This is a genomic window from Bacillus subtilis subsp. subtilis str. 168 (assembly GCF_000009045.1).
GTDB classification, from domain to species: domain Bacteria; phylum Bacillota; class Bacilli; order Bacillales; family Bacillaceae; genus Bacillus; species Bacillus subtilis.
The window spans coordinates 3149746-3168600 of sequence record NC_000964.3 but is presented as its reverse complement, the minus strand read 5'-3'; the positions used below and the strand labels follow the sequence as shown (position 1 = coordinate 3168600).

Below are 18855 nucleotides of genomic sequence, written 5' to 3'. Positions count from 1 at the left end.
GTGTTCAATAATCAAATGTTAGGTGTTATAGATGAAACCACATATAAGCATTCTCTTCAGGATTTAACAGCACAGCGGTCGCTCGGGGCGATCCCTTTTGCCGGCAGGTACCGACTGATTGATTTTATGCTTTCCAACATGGTGAATGCGGATATTAGGAGTGTTGCAATTTTTCCGAAGTATCGTTACCGTTCGCTCATGGATCACCTTGGGGCGGGTAAGGAATGGGATTTGCACCGGAAAAAGGACGGCCTCTTTTTTTTCCCGTCTCCCCATCTTCATCACGAATACGATGAATTCGGTTCCTTTCGCCAGTTTTCGGACCATCTAGATTACTTCCACAGAAGCACTCAGCAATATGCTGTAATCTCCAACAGCCATACCGTATGCAACATTCAATTTCAATATGTGCTGAAACGCCATCAGGAGGTTGGCTGCGACGTCACCGAGGTATTTCAGGACGGCCAGTCGCTGCAAATCTATATCATGTCAACAACGCTTTTAAAGGATCTGATCTACGGACATAGCGAAAAAGGCTATAAAACCATTCAGGAGGCTGTTGAAAAGGAATCTTCCGCCCTGACCATTTGCCCTTATGAATATTCAGGTTATGCCGCTGTCATTGATTCGGTGGAAAAATATTATACCCACAGTATGGAGCTCATTCAGCCTCGTTTTTGGCAGCAGGTGTTTTTGCCGCAGCAGCCGATCTATACAAAAGTGAAGGATGAGCCGCCTACGAAATACGGAAAGCACAGCACTGTCAAAAATTCTTTGGTGGCAAACGGCTGTGTGCTTGAAGGAGAGGTTGAAAACTGCATTTTGTTCAGGGCGGTCCATGTCGGAAAGGGTACGAAGCTGAAAAACTGCATTATTATGCAAAAAACGCAGATTGGAGAGGATTGTCTTCTTGAGCAGGTCATTTCGGATAAGGATGTTAAAATCGGCAAGGCGACGGAAGCTGCAGGAACAGCTGAGCAGCCGCTTGTATTAAGAAAAGGTTTGGTGCAAGGAGAGCTGATGAATTCTTGAAGATATTATTTGCTGTGTCAGAATGCACCCCATTTGTGAAATCAGGAGGTCTTGCCGATGTAGCAGGTGCTCTGCCAAAGGCGCTTGCGCGATTAGGCAATGAGGTAGCTGTGATGCTGCCGAAGTACAGCCAAATACCTGAACCGTGGAAAAAGCGTATGAAAAAACAGGCTGAGTGTACCGTAGCTGTCGGCTGGCGGCAGCAATATTGCGGAATTGAACATATGGCAGAGAATGATGTGAATTATTACTTCATCGACAATGAGTACTATTTCAACAGGGATTCGTTGTACGGGCATTATGATGACGGTGAGCGGTTTGCCTTTTTTTCAAGAGCTGTGCTGGAGGCTGCCAAAGTTGTGAATGTTCAAGCCGATATTGTTCATACTCACGATTGGCATACAGCGATGGTCAATTATTTGCTGAAAGAGGAGTACAGAAAACATCCTTTTTATGAACGGATGAAAAGCGTGCTCACGATCCACAACCTGCAGTTTCAAGGCATATTCCCTCCTGATGTCACACATGACTTGCTGGGTCTTGAGATGGATCATTTTCATTATGAAAGGTTAGAATGCAACGGATTTGTTAATTTTATGAAAGCGGGCATCATTGCGGCTGATCATGTGACAACTGTGAGCCCCACTTACAGAAATGAAATCATGACGCCGTATTATGGTGAGCAGTTGGAACAGGTTTTGCAATATAGGGAAGATGATGTAACCGGCATATTAAATGGCATTGATGATACGTTCTATCAGCCGAAAAGCGACCCTTATATAGAGGCGCAATACGATTCAGGGGATCTTGCATGCAAGCTGGAAAACAAAACGAAGCTTCAGCAGCGGATGGGGCTTCCAGAGAAAAACGATATTCCGCTGATCAGTATGGTGACAAGGCTCACTAAACAAAAGGGGCTTGATCTTGTCCGCAGAATTATGCACGAACTTCTTGAGGAGCAAGACATACAGCTGGTTGTGCTAGGCACAGGAGAACGTGAATTTGAAGATTATTTCCGGTATGCAGAATTTGCTTTTCATGAGAAGTGCCGGGCTTATATCGGGTTTGATGAGCCGCTAGCCCATCAAATTTATGCGGGCTCTGATATGTTTTTGATGCCGTCGAAATTTGAGCCGTGCGGTTTGGGGCAGCTCATTGCTCTTCAATATGGCGCCATTCCGATTGTCAGGGAAACGGGCGGTCTTTACGACACTGTCCGTGCCTATCAGGAGGAAGAGGGAACGGGCAATGGCTTTACGTTTTCCGCCTTTAATGCGCATGATCTGAAATTTACGATAGAAAGGGCGCTGTCGTTTTATTGCCAACAGGATGTATGGAAGAGCATCGTGAAGACCGCTATGAATGCAGATTACAGCTGGGGGAAGTCGGCTAAAGAGTATCAGCGTATTTTCGAGCAGGTGACAAGGAGTGGACGGGATGTTCTCGAGTAAAGAACGCTTTGCAGACTTATTTTTAAAGCGTCTGGAAATGACGTGCGGAAAAAGCTTTAAAGATTCTGCCAAGCTGGATCAATATAAAACGTTGGGCAATATGGTCAGAGAGTATATCAGCGCTGATTGGATCGAAACGAATGAAAAAAGCAGATCAAATTCCGGGAAGCAGACATATTATTTATCAATCGAATTTCTGCTCGGTCAGCTCCTTGAGCAAAACTTAATGAATCTTGGTGTTCGTGATGTTGTAGAAGCTGGTTTAAAGGAAATCGGCATCAATTTAGAGGAGATCCTTCAGATAGAGAACGATGCAGGTCTCGGCAATGGCGGACTTGGGCGCTTGGCCGCTTGCTTTTTAGATTCGCTTGCTTCGTTGAACCTGCCTGGGCACGGCATGGGCATACGTTATAAGCATGGTTTGTTTGAGCAAAAAATTGTAGACGGACATCAGGTGGAGCTGCCTGAGCAATGGCTGAAAAACGGGAACGTATGGGAAGTAAGGAATGCGGATCAAGCAGTGGACGTGCCGTTTTGGGGCGAAGTCCATATGACAGAAAAAAGCGGGCGCCTGCATTTTCGCCATGAACAAGCGACAATTGTTACCGCTGTTCCTTATGATATCCCGATCATCGGCTATGAAACGGGCACTGTCAACACGTTAAGGCTTTGGAACGCCGAGCCCTATGCCCATTATCACGGCGGTAATATTTTGTCTTATAAGCGAGAAACAGAAGCGGTTTCTGAATTCTTATATCCCGATGACACCCATGATGAGGGGAAAATTTTACGGCTGAAGCAGCAGTATTTTTTAGTATGCGCAAGCTTAAAAAGCATTGTGAACAATTACCGTAAAACACATAAATCTTTATCCGGCCTGCATAAAAAAGTGAGCATTCATATTAATGACACTCACCCTGCGCTTGCGGTGCCTGAGCTAATGCGGATTTTGCTCGATGAAGAGAACATGAGCTGGGAAGAAGCTTGGCATATCACTGTACATACGATTTCTTATACAAATCATACAACATTGTCAGAAGCGCTCGAGAAATGGCCGATTCATTTGTTTAAGCCGCTGCTCCCGCGAATGTACATGATTATTGAAGAGATCAATGAGAGGTTTTGCCGTGCAGTTTGGGAAAAGTATCCTGGAGACTGGAAAAGGATAGAGAACATGGCGATTACAGCGCATGGTGTTGTCAAAATGGCTCATCTGGCCATAGTAGGCAGCTACAGTGTAAATGGCGTTGCAAAAATACATTCCGATATATTAAAGGAAAGGGAGATGCGCGACTTTCACTTGCTGTTTCCGAATCGTTTTAACAATAAGACGAATGGAATTGCCCACAGGCGCTGGCTGTTAAAAGCGAATCCAGGCTTGTCTGCCATCATTACAGAGGCGATCGGCGATGAATGGGTCAAGCAGCCGGAATCACTGATCCGTTTAGAACCGTACGCCACTGATCCTGCATTTATTGAACAGTTTCAAAACAACAAAAGCAAGAAAAAACAAGAGCTTGCCGATTTGATTTTTTGCACGGCCGGGGTGGTTGTGAACCCTGAGAGCATATTCGACGTACAGGTGAAACGGCTTCATGCATATAAACGGCAGCTGCTGAATGTTCTTCACATTATGTATTTGTATAACCGCCTCAAGGAGGATTCGGGGTTTTCAATCTACCCGCAAACCTTTATTTTCGGGGCAAAGGCTTCACCAAGCTATTATTATGCCAAGAAAATCATTAAGCTGATCCATTCTGTCGCAGAAAAAGTCAATTATGATCCGGCGGTCAAACAGCTGATCAAAGTTGTTTTTTTAGAAAATTATAGAGTTTCTATGGCTGAGCGAATTTTTCCGGCATCAGACGTAAGTGAGCAAATTTCAACCGCAAGCAAGGAAGCGTCTGGTACAGGGAATATGAAGTTTATGATGAACGGGGCTTTGACGATCGGCACGCATGACGGCGCAAATATCGAGATCCTTGAGCGGGTGGGCCCTGACTGTATTTACACGTTCGGCTTAAAGGCGGATGAGGTTCTATCGTATCAGGAAAACGGCGGCTATAGGTCGAGGGAATATTATCAGCATGACAGGAGAATCAGGCAGGTAGCGGATCAGTTGATCAATGGTTTTTTTGAAGGAGAGGCAGATGAATTTGAATCGATCTTTGACTCGCTGCTTCCGCATAATGATGAGTATTTTGTGCTGAAGGATTTCAGCTCATATGCAGATGCACAGGAGCGAATTCAAGCTGATTATCGAGAGCGAAGGAAATGGTCTGAGCATTCGATTGTAAACATTGCTCATTCTGGATATTTCTCCAGCGACCGCACGATCCGGGAATATGCGAAGGACATTTGGGGCATCAAGCCGATGATGTGAAAAAGCCGCTGTATAAGCGGCTTTTTTTGTTCACAGATTCATTGAATTGATTGTAAAGGATAAGAACGTCGCAAATGCACTCCATAAAAAATAAGGCAAAAGAAGATAGCTTGCGGCTCTGCTGTATTTTTTGGCAATGATCAGTAATACGATTGCTGTGATGGCGACAAGCAGGCAGTCAAGCGATGCAGCCAGCAGATTTTTTTGCGTAAACTGGAAATAGCTGAAGGCTTGATTGAGCACGTAATTTATCAAAAGTGTAAACCAAAAGCTTTTCGCACCTTTAAATGAAAACGCAGCATATACAATGGCTGCTGAAAGGGAGATCAGGGCAAACAGGATGGCCCAAATGATGCCGATCGCAGTTCCGCTTGGCGTCCAGTCCGGTTTTTTCAATGAATTGTACCATTCTTGGTCCACAGGAAACAGGTAGCCTGCGGCTGAAAACAGCGCATATGTAATCACAAAAACGGCTAAAGCGCCGACAATCTTTTTCATATTTGCAACCTCCGCATGTATTTAATTACCCTTTATCTTATAAATATCAAACCCCCGATATGCGGGGGAAATGATGGTCTTAAATAAGCTGCCGCAATGCGTTTGCTTTAATGCGTTCATATTCAAAAGCTGATTCTAATTCTTCCTTCGGTAAAGCAGACTTGCGGACGTATTTTTCGCGAATGACATCGTAAAGCTCGTAAGGAAACAGCATATCAATAAACATGACTTGTTTTTGTTCTTCAGTTAATGGGGCTCTGGATTCGTATGCGTTCAGCATGACATTAAATGTTTCGTCATCCCAAACACCCGTCGTATCCAAAAGCGGAATAATCATTTTGCGCAAATCGCGAATAGGCAGATCAAATGATACGGTATCTAAGTCGATGACCCAAATCTGTTCATTTTCTCCTAAGAGTGTATTCCCGGTTCCGTAATCCTGGTGGCAAAGGTTAGGGCTTTTTTTCAGCTGTTCAGTCCATGGAACATAGGTCGATTGCAAAAGCCGGTCTTTGATGCGCAGCCCGTCTTCAATAAAGCCATCTATCTCCTGAAGATAAAGCTGTGAGAAAGGATCTTCTTTTTCCGCCTCCGCCATCAGCTTCCACGTTTCCATCTGTTTGCATCGTTTCGTGTAGTGATTCGGCCAGCGACCTAATTTGGTAAATATGGGAACGCCATTTGGCGGCTGATATCCGACGGAAGCTGTATGAAAATCAGCAAGGCCTTTCATGATAAACTCCAAGTCCTGCTTTACAGTCAGCTCAAACGGTCTTCCTTCGATCCAGTCATATACGACAAATAGAAATGAGCCGTGCTTAGAATATAGGCTGCCTTTTTTGTTTGGGAGTATGCCAGGAACATTCATGCCTTTTTTTGCTAAATAGTCCTGCGCGAAAATGGAAAACAACGCTTTCTTTTCTGGCCTGTGTATTCGTTTTAGACAAACCGCGCCGGAGTCTGTGTGGACCTTCCAGACAAGCGCCATCTGGTTTCCCTGAATGACGTCTATTTTTTCAGCCTGCACATCCCATCCTTGAAGCACATTTTCAGCCAGCTCCGTTAATTTTTTTGCATCTTCTGCTGATAAAGGAAGCTCTGATGAATTCCCCTCCTCAATGACTTCATGGTTTTCTGCCATTAAAGGACACATCCTTACCTGTTTTACTCCTACCTTATGAATCAAAAGGAAAAAATGATTGAGTTATTTGACTATATTTAATAGATGAATCTGGTTGTTTACCCGTTTTGTTTTTAGGGCAGTCCCATTCCGCACAAGTTGGTTGTTCAGCCGTATCATGATTCTAACTAGTTAAAAATCATGCAGGAATGGAGGCTATGTATGAAAATAGCACTGATCGCCACAGAGAAGCTTCCTGTCCCATCGGTTCGAGGAGGCGCCATTCAAATCTACCTCGAAGCGGTTGCCCCTTTAATTGCAAAAAAACATGAGGTGACTGTGTTTTCTATTAAAGATCCGAATCTCGCTGATAGAGAGAAGGTAGACGGTGTCCATTATGTGCATTTGGATGAAGACCGTTATGAAGAAGCCGTTGGAGCAGAGCTGAAAAAGAGCCGTTTTGATCTTGTGCATGTTTGTAATCGCCCAAGCTGGGTTCCGAAATTGAAGAAACAGGCGCCGGATGCTGTTTTTATTTTAAGCGTTCACAATGAAATGTTCGCTTACGATAAAATCAGCCAGGCGGAAGGCGAGATTTGCATCGACTCCGTAGCGCAGATTGTTACGGTCAGCGATTATATCGGACAGACGATCACAAGCCGTTTTCCGTCAGCACGATCAAAAACAAAAACGGTGTATTCTGGTGTGGATTTAAAAACGTACCACCCTCGCTGGACGAATGAAGGGCAGCGAGCTCGCGAAGAGATGCGAAGCGAGCTGGGGCTTCACGGCAAAAAAATCGTCTTGTTTGTCGGCCGGCTTAGCAAAGTCAAAGGCCCGCACATATTATTGCAGGCTTTGCCGGACATCATTGAGGAGCACCCCGATGTCATGATGGTGTTTATCGGGTCAAAATGGTTCGGAGATAATGAATTAAATAACTATGTCAAACATCTTCATACCCTTGGTGCGATGCAAAAGGATCATGTCACATTTATTCAATTTGTGAAGCCAAAGGACATTCCGCGCCTTTATACCATGTCAGATGTATTTGTATGCTCTTCGCAATGGCAGGAGCCTTTAGCAAGGGTGCATTATGAAGCGATGGCTGCGGGACTTCCTATTATTACAAGCAATCGGGGAGGCAATCCAGAGGTCATAGAGGAAGGGAAAAACGGCTACATCATTCATGACTTTGAAAATCCTAAACAATATGCCGAACGTATCAATGATTTGCTGAGCAGCTCGGAAAAGCGGGAACGGCTTGGGAAATACAGCCGCCGTGAGGCAGAAAGCAATTTTGGCTGGCAGAGGGTGGCTGAAAATCTGCTCAGCGTCTATGAAAAGAACAGATAGAAGGGGTGAACAGAGTGTACCAAAAAGAGCATGAAGAACAGATTGTGTCCGAAATTCTCAGTTATTATCCGTTTCATATCGACCATGTGGCGCTGAAATCGAACAAAAGCGGGCGCAAAATCTGGGAAGTCGAAACTGATCATGGCCCAAAGCTGCTAAAAGAAGCGCAAATGAAACCGGAGCGGATGCTTTTTATCACTCAGGCACACGCCCATTTACAAGAGAAAGGGCTGCCGATAGCGCCGATTCATCAAACAAAAAATGGCGGTAGCTGCTTGGGCACGGATCAGGTTTCTTACAGTTTATATGACAAAGTGACAGGAAAAGAAATGATTTACTATGATGCAGAGCAAATGAAAAAAGTCATGTCATTTGCCGGCCATTTTCATCATGCCTCAAAAGGATATGTTTGCACAGATGAAAGCAAGAAGAGAAGCAGGCTGGGAAAATGGCACAAATTGTACCGTTGGAAGCTGCAGGAACTTGAAGGGAATATGCAGATCGCAGCATCCTATCCTGATGACGTATTTTCGCAAACTTTCTTAAAACATGCTGATAAAATGCTGGCAAGAGGAAAAGAAGCTCTCAGAGCGCTTGATGACTCAGAATACGAAACCTGGACAAAAGAGACACTCGAGCATGGCGGATTCTGTTTTCAGGATTTTACATTGGCACGTTTGACTGAGATCGAAGGGGAGCCTTTTTTAAAGGAGCTTCACTCGATTACCTACGATTTGCCGTCAAGAGACCTTCGTATTCTGCTGAATAAAGTGATGGTTAAGCTTTCTGTATGGGATACTGATTTCATGGTTGCACTGCTTGCGGCCTACGACGCAGTGTATCCGCTCACAGAAAAACAGTACGAGGTACTTTGGATTGATCTCGCGTTTCCGCATTTGTTCTGTGCAATCGGGCACAAATATTATTTGAAGCAAAAGAAAACGTGGTCAGATGAGAAGTATAACTGGGCGCTGCAAAACATGATTTCTGTTGAAGAATCTAAAGATTCGTTTTTGGATAAACTGCCGGAACTGTATAAAAAGATAAAAGCGTATCGGGAGGCGAATTGACATGAGGTCATCGAGACAAAAAGCCTCTATTTCTAAACTGGATCTCGACCAATTCGTATTTACACCGCCTGGACCGATGGGATGGCAGGCTCATGACTCAATCTCAGCTGAGAAGGAAGAAGAGGAGAAGCATTTAGATGTGGGCAGCATTCGAGAGCTCCCTCACATCAATGCACCGAAAGAATATCAAAAAGAAACGAAGGAAAAGGAAACAGATCGCAAAATCGTCGATGATGAAGAAGAAACAAAATTCGAAACCACTCTGGAGCCTGAGGAGGAGCGTGATTCGAAACGCTCAGCGCCCCCATATGAAGAAGAGGATGAAGATGAAGAACCAGACTTAGCGGAAGAAGCTAAAGTGGAAATCATCATTCTTCCAAGTGAATCTAAACCAGCTCCATGGTTTTCTCAAACTGTAAAGCGCAAGGCATAAAGTCACATTTATGCCTTTTTTTAAGTTCTCTGTAGCGAAAAAACAGCCCGTTTTGCAACACGAGCTGTAGGTTTTATGTTTTTGCTTTCACAAAAAGCTGATTGATAGATGATAAATCAAAATTTTGCGTCAGAAAAGGCGGCGGAAATTGTTTGTTTTTCGGGGTCAGAACGGATTGGTAAACAGTATTGAGCCTTTTGGCAGCATGGGTAAAGGTAAATAAAGCTTCTACATGCTTTCGGGCGTTTTTTGTCATTTTGTTCATTAATTCTTGATCTGTAAAGGCTCTGTCAATTGCTTTTGCAAATGAAGAAGGTTTGTTGTAGCTATCGATGACAAGGCCGGTGACTTCGTGTTTTACGACTTCACCGTTTCCGCCCCGGTTTGTGGTAATTAAGGGCGTGCCGGCCGCCATTGCTTCATAATTCACACGGGCGAGGGGTTCGTTCCACTGAGAGCTGCACACAAATACATCTGCCATCAGAAAAAGGTTTGGGATATCGTCTGCGGGAATGAATTTTGTAAAGATTATGTGGTCTCTGTATGGCAGCGCCAGCGTGCGCAGATAGGTGACATATTGGTTTTCGCTGTCATCGCTGAACCACTTCCCGCCTGCTATGACCAGTACAGCATCAGGGTGCTGCTGCAAAATCCGTCTCATGCTGTGAATGAGAAGGTGAGGCCCTTTTGTCGGGCTTAAGCGGCCGGCGAATAAAATAACTTTTTTATCTTCAATACCGTATTTTTTCCGGTATGTTTTTCTGACAGCCGAGCCTTTCATCGTCCAGACGGGCGGATAAGAGTTTAAATCAACGCCGGAATACACAACTTTTGTGATGTCCTCGGCTTCAGGGAAACGTTCAATGACGGTTTGTTTAATAAATTCGCTCACTGTTGTGATCATGGAGACATTGTCGAGTACTTCTTTTCCTTGCGCGAAGGTCATCTTTTTTTCAGAAAACATTTCGTTATGCAGGCTCAGAACGATCTTGCTGTTTGGTGAGGCTTTTTTATATAAAGAGACATTTAAAGGCCTGTTGAACACATGAATGAGGTCAAAGGAAGAGGCTCGCAGCTCTTCGGCTACCGCCTCGCGGTAATGTTCTTTTGGCAGATGGATATAATGTACGCCGTCTTTTGTTTCTCTTTTTGGGAGCGATGGATCTTCTATTGAAAAAATGGTCAGGTCGTACCTGCTGCTGAAATAGGGCGTGACACCGTCAATCATCATTTGAATAGCGCCGCCGCGTACTGCGGGCGCCGGCAGCTTTTCTGTACAGATAAAGGCAAGCTTCATTTTTATTCCCCCTGATACAGCGACGATAAATAGGCGATTTCGTTGGTCAAGCCATCCTTTAAGGATGTGGCGGGATCATAATGCAAGAGCTGTTTTGCTTTTGAAATATCCGCCCACGTGTTGCTCGGTTCCCCTGCTATTTTGTCCGAAAAGTGCAGTGTTGCTTTTCTCCCGGAAATATCCTCAATGAGGGAGACAACTTTTAAGACTGAGGCACGCTCTGCGCCGCCGATATTTACTGTTTCACCAATAAGGTGGGGTTTCCCAAGAACAGCGGTGATGCCTTTGACACAGTCGCTGATATAAGTGAAATCTCTTGACTGCTGCCCATCACCGAAGATGGTAAGCGGCTTTTGCTGAAGGTGCTGCTTAATGAGCCGGTGAAAAGCCATATCCGGCCGCTGTCTTGGCCCGTATACGGTAAAAAAACGGAGAATCACAATTGGAATGCCAAAGCTCTGTTTATACACATGGCAAAGCTTTTCTCCCGTAAGCTTTGTTACCCCGTACGGAGATAAAGGAGAAAGCGACGTGTTTTCGCTGACTTTTCCTTGTTTTTCGCCATAGACGGAAGAGGTGGATGCAAAGACGAACGTTTGAATAGAATGTTCCCGGCACGCCTCGAGGAGCCTTTGGAGCGCTTGGATATTATGTGCGGCATATGGGTGAAAATGATTGCCCCAGCTTGAGCGGACACCCGGTATGGCCGCCAAATGAAAGATGACGTCCACTCCTTCCAGTAAGGAAGCAAGATCGGCTGTCAGCAGATTTTCCTTTATGAACGTAAATCGCTTTTCCGGCAGCAGGTTTTTAAGGTTTTTTAATTTCAAGGAAAATGGAGTAGGACCGATAAAGTCATCGATTCCGATAACGTTATGTTTCTTATCTTTTAGTAATTCTTCGCAGAGGTGGGAGCCGATAAAGCCCGCTGCTCCTGTGACGAGTATTTTCATGGACGGCCAACTCCCGTACAGATCAGGCCGCAAGCCTCGATCAGTTCTTTTTTTAGTACGTTGCGTCCGTCAATCACAAGACGCCCTTTCATGATATCTGCAGCCTTTTTCCAATCAAACGCTAAAAACTCAGACCATTCTGTCGCCAAAAATAAAAAGTCACTCTCTTCGATCGCATCAAAAGCTTGAGAATGCTGAGTTACATGTTGCCGCAAATGTTCTGGAAGTACAGCTTCAGGATCATATGCATGAACATCACATCCCAGCTCCGCCAGCCTTTCCATCAGTCTGACAGCCTGAGAATTCCGGATGTCATCAGTATTCGGTTTGAAGGAAATGCCGAGTACAGCCGCTTTCTTGCCTTGAAGTGTTTCGAAGAATGACTGTATTTTTTTGATATACAGGCCAAGCTGGGTGTCATTAATGTGCTGCACGGCCCGGAGCAGGAAGGTCTCCGTGTTTTTTTCCTGGGCAGCAAATTGCAGCGCCTGCAGATCCTTTGGAAAACAAGAGCCTCCGTATCCGATGCCTGCCTGCAAAAAGTGCTTCCCGATCCTTGGGTCTAGACCGATAGCGCGGGAAATATCTGAGATATCTGATTGATAGGCTTCACATATGCGGGCCATTTCGTTAATGAACGAAATTTTGGCCGCTAAAAAGAAATTGTTGGCATATTTGATCAGCTCTGCTCCCGCTAAGCTTGTAACGATAAAAGGGGTATCAATGTGTTTGTAAATGGATTTGACGATGGCTGCCGATACGTGATCTTCTTCCTGAACACCGATGACTGTTTTGTCAGGATGCAGCATGTCATATAAGGCATTGCCTTCCCGCAGAAACTCCGGATTGGATACGATATTAAAGAGGTTTTTAGACACTCCGGAGGCAATCAGCTGTTTTGCTATGTTTTCATTTGTCCCGGGCGGAACAGTGCTTTTCGTAATAATGGTTTTATACGATCGGATCGCCTCGCTTAAATCACCGATGACGGACTGCAGGGCTTTCGTATCAGCTGATCCGTCCGAACGCGGCGGAGTTCCGACTGCGATAAAAATAACGGGACATTCCTCCATGCTCGATTTCACTTCAGAAGAAAACGAGAGATTGCCGCAACGAAGTATTGCATCTGAAAGCCCAGGCTCGTAAAAGGGAATGACTCCTTTTTTCAGCTGCCCGATTTTTTTGACGTCTTTGTCTGTGCATATCATGTCATGTCCGATGGATGCCAGTGCCGCTGATAGGGTTAAACCGACATACCCGGCGCCAACCACACAAATTTTCATCACCTGAGCTCCTTTACAAGATTACTGGTCATATATCAATATCCTATTAAAAAAGGGCTGGTTCGTGATTCCGCTTTCTGCCCAGTTGCTTCCGCCTAATTTCAGATGTACAAACATCGGGATGCGCTCTTGGAATATCATGTAATAAACATGAGCTGAGGGGAAAATACCATGATAAAAAAAGCGATCATTCCTGCAGGCGGATTCGGCACGAGAAATCTGCCGGTGACGAAGGTGATTCCGAAAGAAATGTTTCCGGTAGGATCTAAGCCTGTGATTCATTATCTTGTTGAAGAATTAAAGGAGTCAGGCATTGAGGACATTTTGATGGTTGTATCGAGCCATAAAAATCTGATTGTCGACTATTTTGATTCCTCTTTGGCACTTGAGGCTTTTTTGGCCTCTAAGAATAAACTGCATTTACTTAGAGAGCATCCCATTCCGGATATACGGATTCACTATGTGCGGCAGCCTTATGCAAAGGGTCTTGGCGACGCCATTTCTTTCGGAAAGCAATTTGCAGGAGGAGAGCCTTTTGCCGTCGTTTTGCCAGATGATCTGATTTTTTCCGCCAATCAGCCGGCTTTGGGGCAGCTGATTGAAGCGTATACGAAATATCAGTCCAGTGTGATCGGCTTAAAAGAAACAAAAACGGAGGATTTACATCATTACGGGGTGATAAAAGGGGAGCCTGTTGAAAAAGGGCTTTATCGCATACAGGATATTGTGGAAAAGCCTAAACAAAACCCTCCGTCTCATTTTGCCGCAGCAGGGCGTTATATTTTCACACCGGATATTTTTAATGAGCTGGAGGCATTAGAAGCTGATAGCGGAGGAGAAGTGCAGGTAACGGATGCGATAAAAGCTTCGCTCGGGGCATGTACCGTATACGGGAAATTGCTAGAGGGCGAGCGGTATGACATCGGCCTGCAAAAGGATTATCTGAAGCTGATTTACGATATGCTGAAAACGGAAAAGAACCCCCAATAATTGGGGGTTCAATCAGCGTGGAGATCGCCGAATGTGGTCATGATTCCCTCTTCGTCAAGTTCTTCTTCATAGCGCTCATGGGCTCTGCTTTGATAAACGGTAATTTCTTTCCCAGTGATATCTGTAGCGATGAAATTTTCGTAAGACTCCGTATTGCCGATATTCTCTTCGGCATTCATCGTCATATCATCATAGCTGAGCGGAGGGTTTTCCATATCCTGCGGCGTTTGTGAGTTCCCATATTTTTCGACATCCTGATAGGAATCCTCACTGTCATATGGCGCTCTGATTTCTTCATCATCATCAAATTCAAATTGCCCGAATGGTGTTTCTTCTTCAATCGGACGGTCTTTGGAAACCACGTCCTGTGACGAATACTCCGCGAGGGTTGTGGCAGTCGGAAGCGCTTCAAGTCGTTCGAAAGGGATTTCCTTTCCGCTGACTTCACAAATGCCATACGTACCGTTTTCTATCGCCTTCAATGAATGCTCAATGTCCCGAAGGTGCTCTCTCTCATGCAAGTCTAGAGCGATGTCTTTCTCACGCTCGTAAAGTTCTGTCGCCTGATCGCCGGGATGGTTGTCGTATGCCGAAAGCTCACCCCACGAATCATAAGGAAAGGCTGAGTTAAGCTGAAAATGATCATTGTCTTTGAAACGGTTTAAGATATCTTTTTTCGTTTGTTCCAGTTCATTTTTTAAATGCTGAAGCTGTTCTTTCGTAAGCAATGTGATCGCCTCGTTTCTCTGTGATGCATACCTTTAGTATGAACAGATCGCCTGAGAACTTTCATAAATGGCGGGTGGAGGAATATAGGAGGTTTTCCTTTTATGGTAAGCGGATACAACCTTTGCTATCAGTGGAGAAAGAAATTTAAGCTTTGTTTCTTTTTCATTTCTGAAATTAGGTTTATAATAGGTAAGGCAGGCCATTTGGACTGCATGATCTGTGTTTGACACAAAGGAGACACAGGTGTATGGTATTAAAAGCATTTTAAGGATTATGGAGGAATGTCTCATGGTGACAACGGTGCAGCGTACGTTCCGAAAGGAAGTTCTACATGCATTACATAAAGCCAAAGAAGTCAACCATGCTGTCTTAATAAGCTATTCGAGACAAATCGAGTCTCTTGACCCTCTATCATTTTTCAATTACGGAGCAAAAAAATATACAGGCAATCGATTTTTTTGGTCAGATCCTGAAAGTGAATTGACAATAGTCGGTCTTGGCAAAGAAGCGGTTTTCCAGACAAATCAAAAAAACAGCGAGCGGTATCGTGAGGTTTTTGAACAATGGGAGCGCTTTAAAAAGACGGCTTTTCATATTTATGAAGAAGAAAAGCTGCAGCATTCTGCAGTGGGACCTGTGTTATTCGGAGGATTTTCTTTTGACCCTTGCGAAGAAAGAGGTTCACAATGGGACCATTTCTCGGAAGGGGATTTCTTTGTGCCTGCGCTTATGCTGACGATGACTGCTGAAGGCCCGTTCTTAACAGTTAACAGATGGGTAAGCGGAGGAGAAGACGCAGAAGCTGTTTTAGAAGGCTTAAAAGCTTTTGCGGCGGAATTTATGGTTCCCGATTTCAAGCAAGAAGATCAGGCTGTGATTGCAGCAGCCGAAGAGCTGGATAAGGATGATTGGCTGAAAGCAATCGAAACGGCCACAAGCCAAATTAAAGAGAAACAATATGATAAGGTTGTTCTTGCCCGAGAGCTGCTGCTCACGTTTGACGGTCCAATCCAAATTGAACCGGTGCTTAAAACGCTTCTGGACGATCAGCAGACAAGCTATGTTTTTGCAATTGAACAAGAAGGCAAAACCTTTGTCGGCGCGTCTCCGGAAAGACTGATCAAAAGAGACGGCGGCACTGTCATGTCTTCCTGTCTGGCAGGCTCCATTAAACGAGGCGTGAATGAAGAAGACGACCGCCGGATAGGCCTTGAATTATTAAACGATGAGAAAAACCTGCTTGAGCATGATATTGTGGTAGGTATGATTCATAATGCTTTTGTATCAAGCTGTTCAGAGGTTGAAAAGCCTGATGGACCTGTTTTGTACAAAACAAAAAGCGTTCAGCACCTGTTTACGCCGATTGTCGGACAGCTGCGCGAGTCTGCTTCGATTTTTGACTTAATTGAGAAGCTGCACCCCACTCCCGCGCTTGGGGGATCACCTCAGGAAAAAGCTGTTGACGTGATCAGGGAGATTGAACCGATGTCCCGCGGCTGGTATGCGGCCCCTATCGGCTGGATTGACAGCCAGGATAACGGGGAATTCGCGGTCGCCATTCGTTCAGGGCTCATCGAAGGAAGCACAGCAAGGCTGTTTGCCGGGTGCGGTATTGTGGAAGACTCGGAACCAATCTCGGAATATGAAGAAACACAGATTAAATTGAAGCCGATGATCTCTGCATTAGGAGGTGAGAGGCGTTGACAGTCAACCCGATTACTCATTACATCGGAAGTTTTATTGATGAATTCGCCCTTTCCGGAATTACGGACGCCGTCGTTTGTCCGGGCTCAAGATCTACACCGCTGGCTGTTCTTTGTGCTGCGCATCCCGATATCAGCGTCCATGTCCAAATTGATGAAAGGTCTGCCGGATTTTTTGCATTAGGTTTGGCAAAAGCGAAGCAGCGTCCCGTACTATTGATCTGTACATCTGGAACAGCCGCGGCCAACTTTTATCCGGCTGTGGTTGAAGCCCATTATTCAAGGGTGCCTATTATTGTGTTAACTGCTGATCGGCCTCATGAGCTGCGCGAAGTAGGCGCACCGCAGGCTATTAATCAGCACTTCTTATTCGGTAACTTTGTTAAGTTTTTCACAGACTCTGCTCTTCCTGAAGAGTCTCCGCAAATGCTGAGATACATCCGAACGCTGGCAAGCCGCGCTGCCGGAGAAGCACAAAAGCGCCCGATGGGGCCTGTCCATGTGAATGTGCCGCTGCGCGAACCGCTGATGCCGGATCTTTCAGATGAGCCGTTTGGAAGAATGAGAACAGGCCGTCATGTGTCTGTGAAAACGGGTACGCAGTCTGTTGACCGAGAGTCCCTGTCTGATGTGGCTGAGATGCTCGCAGAGGCTGAAAAAGGAATGATCGTCTGCGGAGAGCTCCATAGTGATGCGGACAAGGAAAACATTATTGCGCTGTCAAAAGCGCTTCAGTATCCAATTTTAGCAGATCCGCTGTCTAATCTGCGGAATGGTGTTCATGATAAAAGCACTGTTATTGATGCGTATGATTCGTTTTTAAAAGATGATGAGCTGAAGCGGAAACTCCGTCCTGATGTTGTCATTCGGTTTGGACCGATGCCTGTTTCAAAACCGGTTTTCTTATGGCTTAAGGATGATCCGACGATTCAGCAAATCGTGATTGACGAGGATGGAGGGTGGAGAGACCCGACACAGGCAAGCGCGCATATGATTCATTGTAATGCGTCTGTTTTTGCTGAGGAGATCATGGCAGGCCTTACTGCTGCCACCAGATCCTCAGAGTGGCTGGAAAAGTGGCAGTTTGTCAATGGGCGGTTCCGCGAGCATCTGCAAACAATCAGCAGTGAAGATGTTTCGTTTGAAGGCAATCTCTATCGAATCCTTCAGCATCTTGTGCCTGAAAACAGCTCGCTGTTTGTGGGAAACAGCATGCCGATCAGGGATGTTGATACGTTTTTTGAAAAGCAGGACCGCCCTTTCCGGATTTATTCAAACCGGGGAGCAAACGGGATAGACGGTGTCGTCTCCTCTGCCATGGGGGTATGTGAAGGAACAAAAGCGCCTGTTACCCTTGTGATTGGAGATTTATCTTTTTATCATGATTTAAACGGCCTGCTGGCGGCCAAAAAGCTGGGTATTCCTCTTACTGTGATTCTTGTCAATAATGACGGAGGAGGGATTTTCTCCTTTTTGCCGCAGGCTTCTGAGAAGACACACTTTGAAGATTTGTTCGGCACACCGACAGGGCTCGATTTCAAGCATGCGGCTGCACTTTACGGCGGAACGTATTCATGCCCGGCTTCTTGGGATGAATTCAAAACAGCTTACGCGCCGCAGGCAGACAAGCCCGGACTCCATTTGATTGAAATCAAAACGGATCGCCAATCAAGAGTCCAGCTTCATCGCGATATGCTGAATGAGGCTGTGCGGGAAGTGAAAAAACAATGGGAACTGTAAACATAACGGTATCAGATGGTGTCCGATATGCAGTGGCAGACGAGGGACCGAATGCTTCCGAAGCCGTCGTCTGTCTGCATGGGTTTACCGGCAGCAAACAATCATGGACTTTTCTTGATGAAATGCTGCCTGATTCCCGTTTGATCAAAATTGATTGTTTAGGGCATGGGGAAACCGATGCCCCGCTGAATGGGAAAAGATACAGCACAACCCGGCAAGTTTCTGACCTTGCCGAGATTTTTGATCAATTAAAACTTCACAAAGTGAAATTGATTGGGTATTCTATGGGAGGAAGGCTTGCTTACTCTTTTGCGATGACATATCCCGAGCGGGTATCGGCACTTGTGCTTGAAAGCACGACGCCGGGGCTCAAAACACTTGGGGAACGGCGGGAACGAATCATGCGGGACCGGAAGCTTGCTGATTTTATTTTACGAGACGGGCTCGAAGCGTTTGTTGCGTATTGGGAGAATATCCCTTTGTTTTCATCTCAGCAGAGGCTGGCTGAAGATATTCGGTACAGGATACGATCGGGCCGTCTGCGGAACAATAAGATTGGGCTTGCGAACAGTTTAACCGGCATGGGCACCGGTTCACAGCCTTCCTTGTGGAGCCGTGTAGAGGAAATAGATGTTCCTGTGCTTCTGATCTGCGGGGAGTGGGACGAAAAATTTTGCGCCATCAATCAAGAGGTGCATAAGATGCTTCCTTCTAGTAGAATAGAGATTGTTCCAAAAGCAGGACATACGGTCCATGTGGAGCAGCCGCGATTGTTTGGTAAAATAGTGAGTGAGTTTTTGACAAGCATCTGACTCAT

At 45.4% G+C, this 18855-nt stretch carries 16 protein-coding genes; 10 read left to right on the top strand and 6 right to left on the bottom strand.

The window, feature by feature from the left end; translation table 11 throughout:
* From glgD to glgP, 3 genes are read left to right on the top strand one after another with little or no spacing between them, the layout of a single operon-like run.
* Positions 1–1032: a glucose-1-phosphate adenylyltransferase (ADP-glucose pyrophosphorylase) beta subunit gene (gene glgD, locus BSU_30960; protein NP_390974.1), complete on the top strand. Its 1032-nt coding sequence runs from the start codon at positions 1–3 to the stop codon at positions 1030–1032.
* Positions 1029–2483, top strand: coding sequence for a glycogen (starch) synthase (glgA, locus tag BSU_30950; protein NP_390973.1), 1455 nt, complete (start codon positions 1029–1031; stop codon positions 2481–2483). The genes glgD and glgA overlap by 4 nt, the downstream gene beginning before the upstream one ends.
* The gene (glgP, locus tag BSU_30940; protein ID NP_390972.1) at positions 2470–4866 is read left to right on the top strand and encodes a glycogen phosphorylase; all 2397 of its coding nucleotides are present in this window, start codon (positions 2470–2472) and stop codon (positions 4864–4866) included. Before glgA ends, glgP begins: the two co-directional genes overlap by 14 nt.
* Positions 4867–4896: 30 nt before the next feature.
* Here glgP and ytaB read toward each other — a convergent pair whose 3' ends face one another.
* Both ytaB and cotI read right to left on the bottom strand, forming a co-directional pair.
* Positions 4897–5364, bottom strand: a complete 468-nt coding sequence (gene ytaB, locus BSU_30930; protein ID NP_390971.1) for a putative receptor — start codon at positions 5362–5364, stop codon at positions 4897–4899.
* Between the two features lie 79 nt (positions 5365–5443).
* Entirely contained in the window at positions 5444–6517 is a 1074-nt protein-coding gene (gene cotI, locus BSU_30920) for a spore coat kinase (protein ID NP_390970.1), read from the bottom strand.
* A gap of 189 nt (positions 6518–6706) precedes the next feature.
* Between cotI and cotSA the strand changes: the two genes are divergently transcribed.
* The 3 genes from cotSA to cotOO are packed head-to-tail and all read left to right on the top strand — an operon-like array spanning position 6707 to position 9343.
* Positions 6707–7840 carry a spore coat protein gene (gene cotSA / locus BSU_30910; protein ID NP_390969.1) on the top strand — a complete coding sequence of 378 codons (1134 nt, stop codon included), beginning with the start codon at positions 6707–6709 and terminating at the stop codon, positions 7838–7840.
* Positions 7841–7854: 14 nt separating this feature from the next.
* Positions 7855–8910, top strand: a complete 1056-nt coding sequence (gene cotS, locus BSU_30900; RefSeq protein ID NP_390968.1) for a spore coat protein — start codon at positions 7855–7857, stop codon at positions 8908–8910.
* Position 8911: 1 nt separating this feature from the next.
* Entirely contained in the window at positions 8912–9343 is a 432-nt protein-coding gene (gene cotOO / locus BSU_30890; protein NP_390967.1) for an outer spore coat protein, read from the top strand.
* 73 nt (positions 9344–9416) lie between these two features.
* On the opposite strand, the gene ytcC is transcribed toward cotOO, so the two are convergent.
* The 3 genes from ytcC to ytcA are packed head-to-tail and all read right to left on the bottom strand — an operon-like array spanning position 9417 to position 12876.
* Entirely contained in the window at positions 9417–10640 is a 1224-nt protein-coding gene (gene ytcC, locus BSU_30880) for a putative glucosyltransferase (RefSeq protein NP_390966.1), read from the bottom strand.
* A 2-nt stretch (positions 10641–10642) separates the two neighbouring features.
* Positions 10643–11593: a putative UDP-glucose epimerase gene (gene ytcB / locus BSU_30870; protein NP_390965.1), complete on the bottom strand. Its 951-nt coding sequence runs from the start codon at positions 11591–11593 to the stop codon at positions 10643–10645.
* Positions 11590–12876 carry a putative UDP-glucose dehydrogenase gene (ytcA, locus tag BSU_30860; protein NP_390964.1) on the bottom strand — a complete coding sequence of 429 codons (1287 nt, stop codon included), beginning with the start codon at positions 12874–12876 and terminating at the stop codon, positions 11590–11592. Before ytcA ends, ytcB begins: the two co-directional genes overlap by 4 nt.
* Before the next feature lie 171 nt (positions 12877–13047).
* Here ytcA and ytdA point away from each other — a divergent pair, with 171 nt between their 5' ends.
* The gene (gene ytdA / locus BSU_30850; RefSeq protein NP_390963.1) at positions 13048–13866 is read left to right on the top strand and encodes a putative UTP-glucose-1-phosphate uridylyltransferase; all 819 of its coding nucleotides are present in this window, start codon (positions 13048–13050) and stop codon (positions 13864–13866) included.
* An 8-nt stretch (positions 13867–13874) separates the two neighbouring features.
* On the opposite strand, the gene yteA is transcribed toward ytdA, so the two are convergent.
* Positions 13875–14594 carry a putative regulatory protein gene (yteA, locus tag BSU_30840; protein NP_390962.2) on the bottom strand — a complete coding sequence of 240 codons (720 nt, stop codon included), beginning with the start codon at positions 14592–14594 and terminating at the stop codon, positions 13875–13877.
* Between the two features lie 289 nt (positions 14595–14883).
* Between yteA and menF the strand changes: the two genes are divergently transcribed.
* From menF to menH, 3 genes are read left to right on the top strand one after another with little or no spacing between them, the layout of a single operon-like run.
* Positions 14884–16299: a menaquinone-specific isochorismate synthase gene (gene menF, locus BSU_30830; protein NP_390961.1), complete on the top strand. Its 1416-nt coding sequence runs from the start codon at positions 14884–14886 to the stop codon at positions 16297–16299.
* The gene (gene menD, locus BSU_30820) at positions 16296–18038 is read left to right on the top strand and encodes a 2-oxoglutarate decarboxylase and 2-succinyl-5-enolpyruvyl-6-hydroxy-3-cyclohexene-1-carboxylic-acid synthase (RefSeq protein NP_390960.1); all 1743 of its coding nucleotides are present in this window, start codon (positions 16296–16298) and stop codon (positions 18036–18038) included. Before menF ends, menD begins: the two co-directional genes overlap by 4 nt.
* Entirely contained in the window at positions 18026–18850 is an 825-nt protein-coding gene (gene menH / locus BSU_30810; RefSeq protein ID NP_390959.1) for a 2-succinyl-6-hydroxy-2, 4-cyclohexadiene-1-carboxylate synthase, read from the top strand. The genes menD and menH overlap by 13 nt, the downstream gene beginning before the upstream one ends.
* Positions 18851–18855: the final 5 nt, after the last annotated feature.

Coding starts and splice junctions, on each gene's coding strand:
- glgP (NP_390972.1), top strand. CDS start 2,470: ATGTTCTCGAGTAAAGAACGCTTTGCAGACTTATTTTTAAAGCGTCTG.
- ytaB (NP_390971.1), bottom strand. CDS start 5,364: ATGAAAAAGATTGTCGGCGCTTTAGCCGTTTTTGTGATTACATATGCG.
- cotI (NP_390970.1), bottom strand. CDS start 6,517: ATGTGTCCTTTAATGGCAGAAAACCATGAAGTCATTGAGGAGGGGAAT.
- cotSA (NP_390969.1), top strand. CDS start 6,707: ATGAAAATAGCACTGATCGCCACAGAGAAGCTTCCTGTCCCATCGGTT.
- cotOO (NP_390967.1), top strand. CDS start 8,912: ATGAGGTCATCGAGACAAAAAGCCTCTATTTCTAAACTGGATCTCGAC.
- ytcC (NP_390966.1), bottom strand. CDS start 10,640: ATGAAGCTTGCCTTTATCTGTACAGAAAAGCTGCCGGCGCCCGCAGTA.
- ytcB (NP_390965.1), bottom strand. CDS start 11,593: ATGAAAATACTCGTCACAGGAGCAGCGGGCTTTATCGGCTCCCACCTC.
- ytcA (NP_390964.1), bottom strand. CDS start 12,876: ATGAAAATTTGTGTGGTTGGCGCCGGGTATGTCGGTTTAACCCTATCA.
- ytdA (NP_390963.1), top strand. CDS start 13,048: ATGATAAAAAAAGCGATCATTCCTGCAGGCGGATTCGGCACGAGAAAT.
- menF (NP_390961.1), top strand. CDS start 14,884: ATGGTGACAACGGTGCAGCGTACGTTCCGAAAGGAAGTTCTACATGCA.
- menH (NP_390959.1), top strand. CDS start 18,026: ATGGGAACTGTAAACATAACGGTATCAGATGGTGTCCGATATGCAGTG.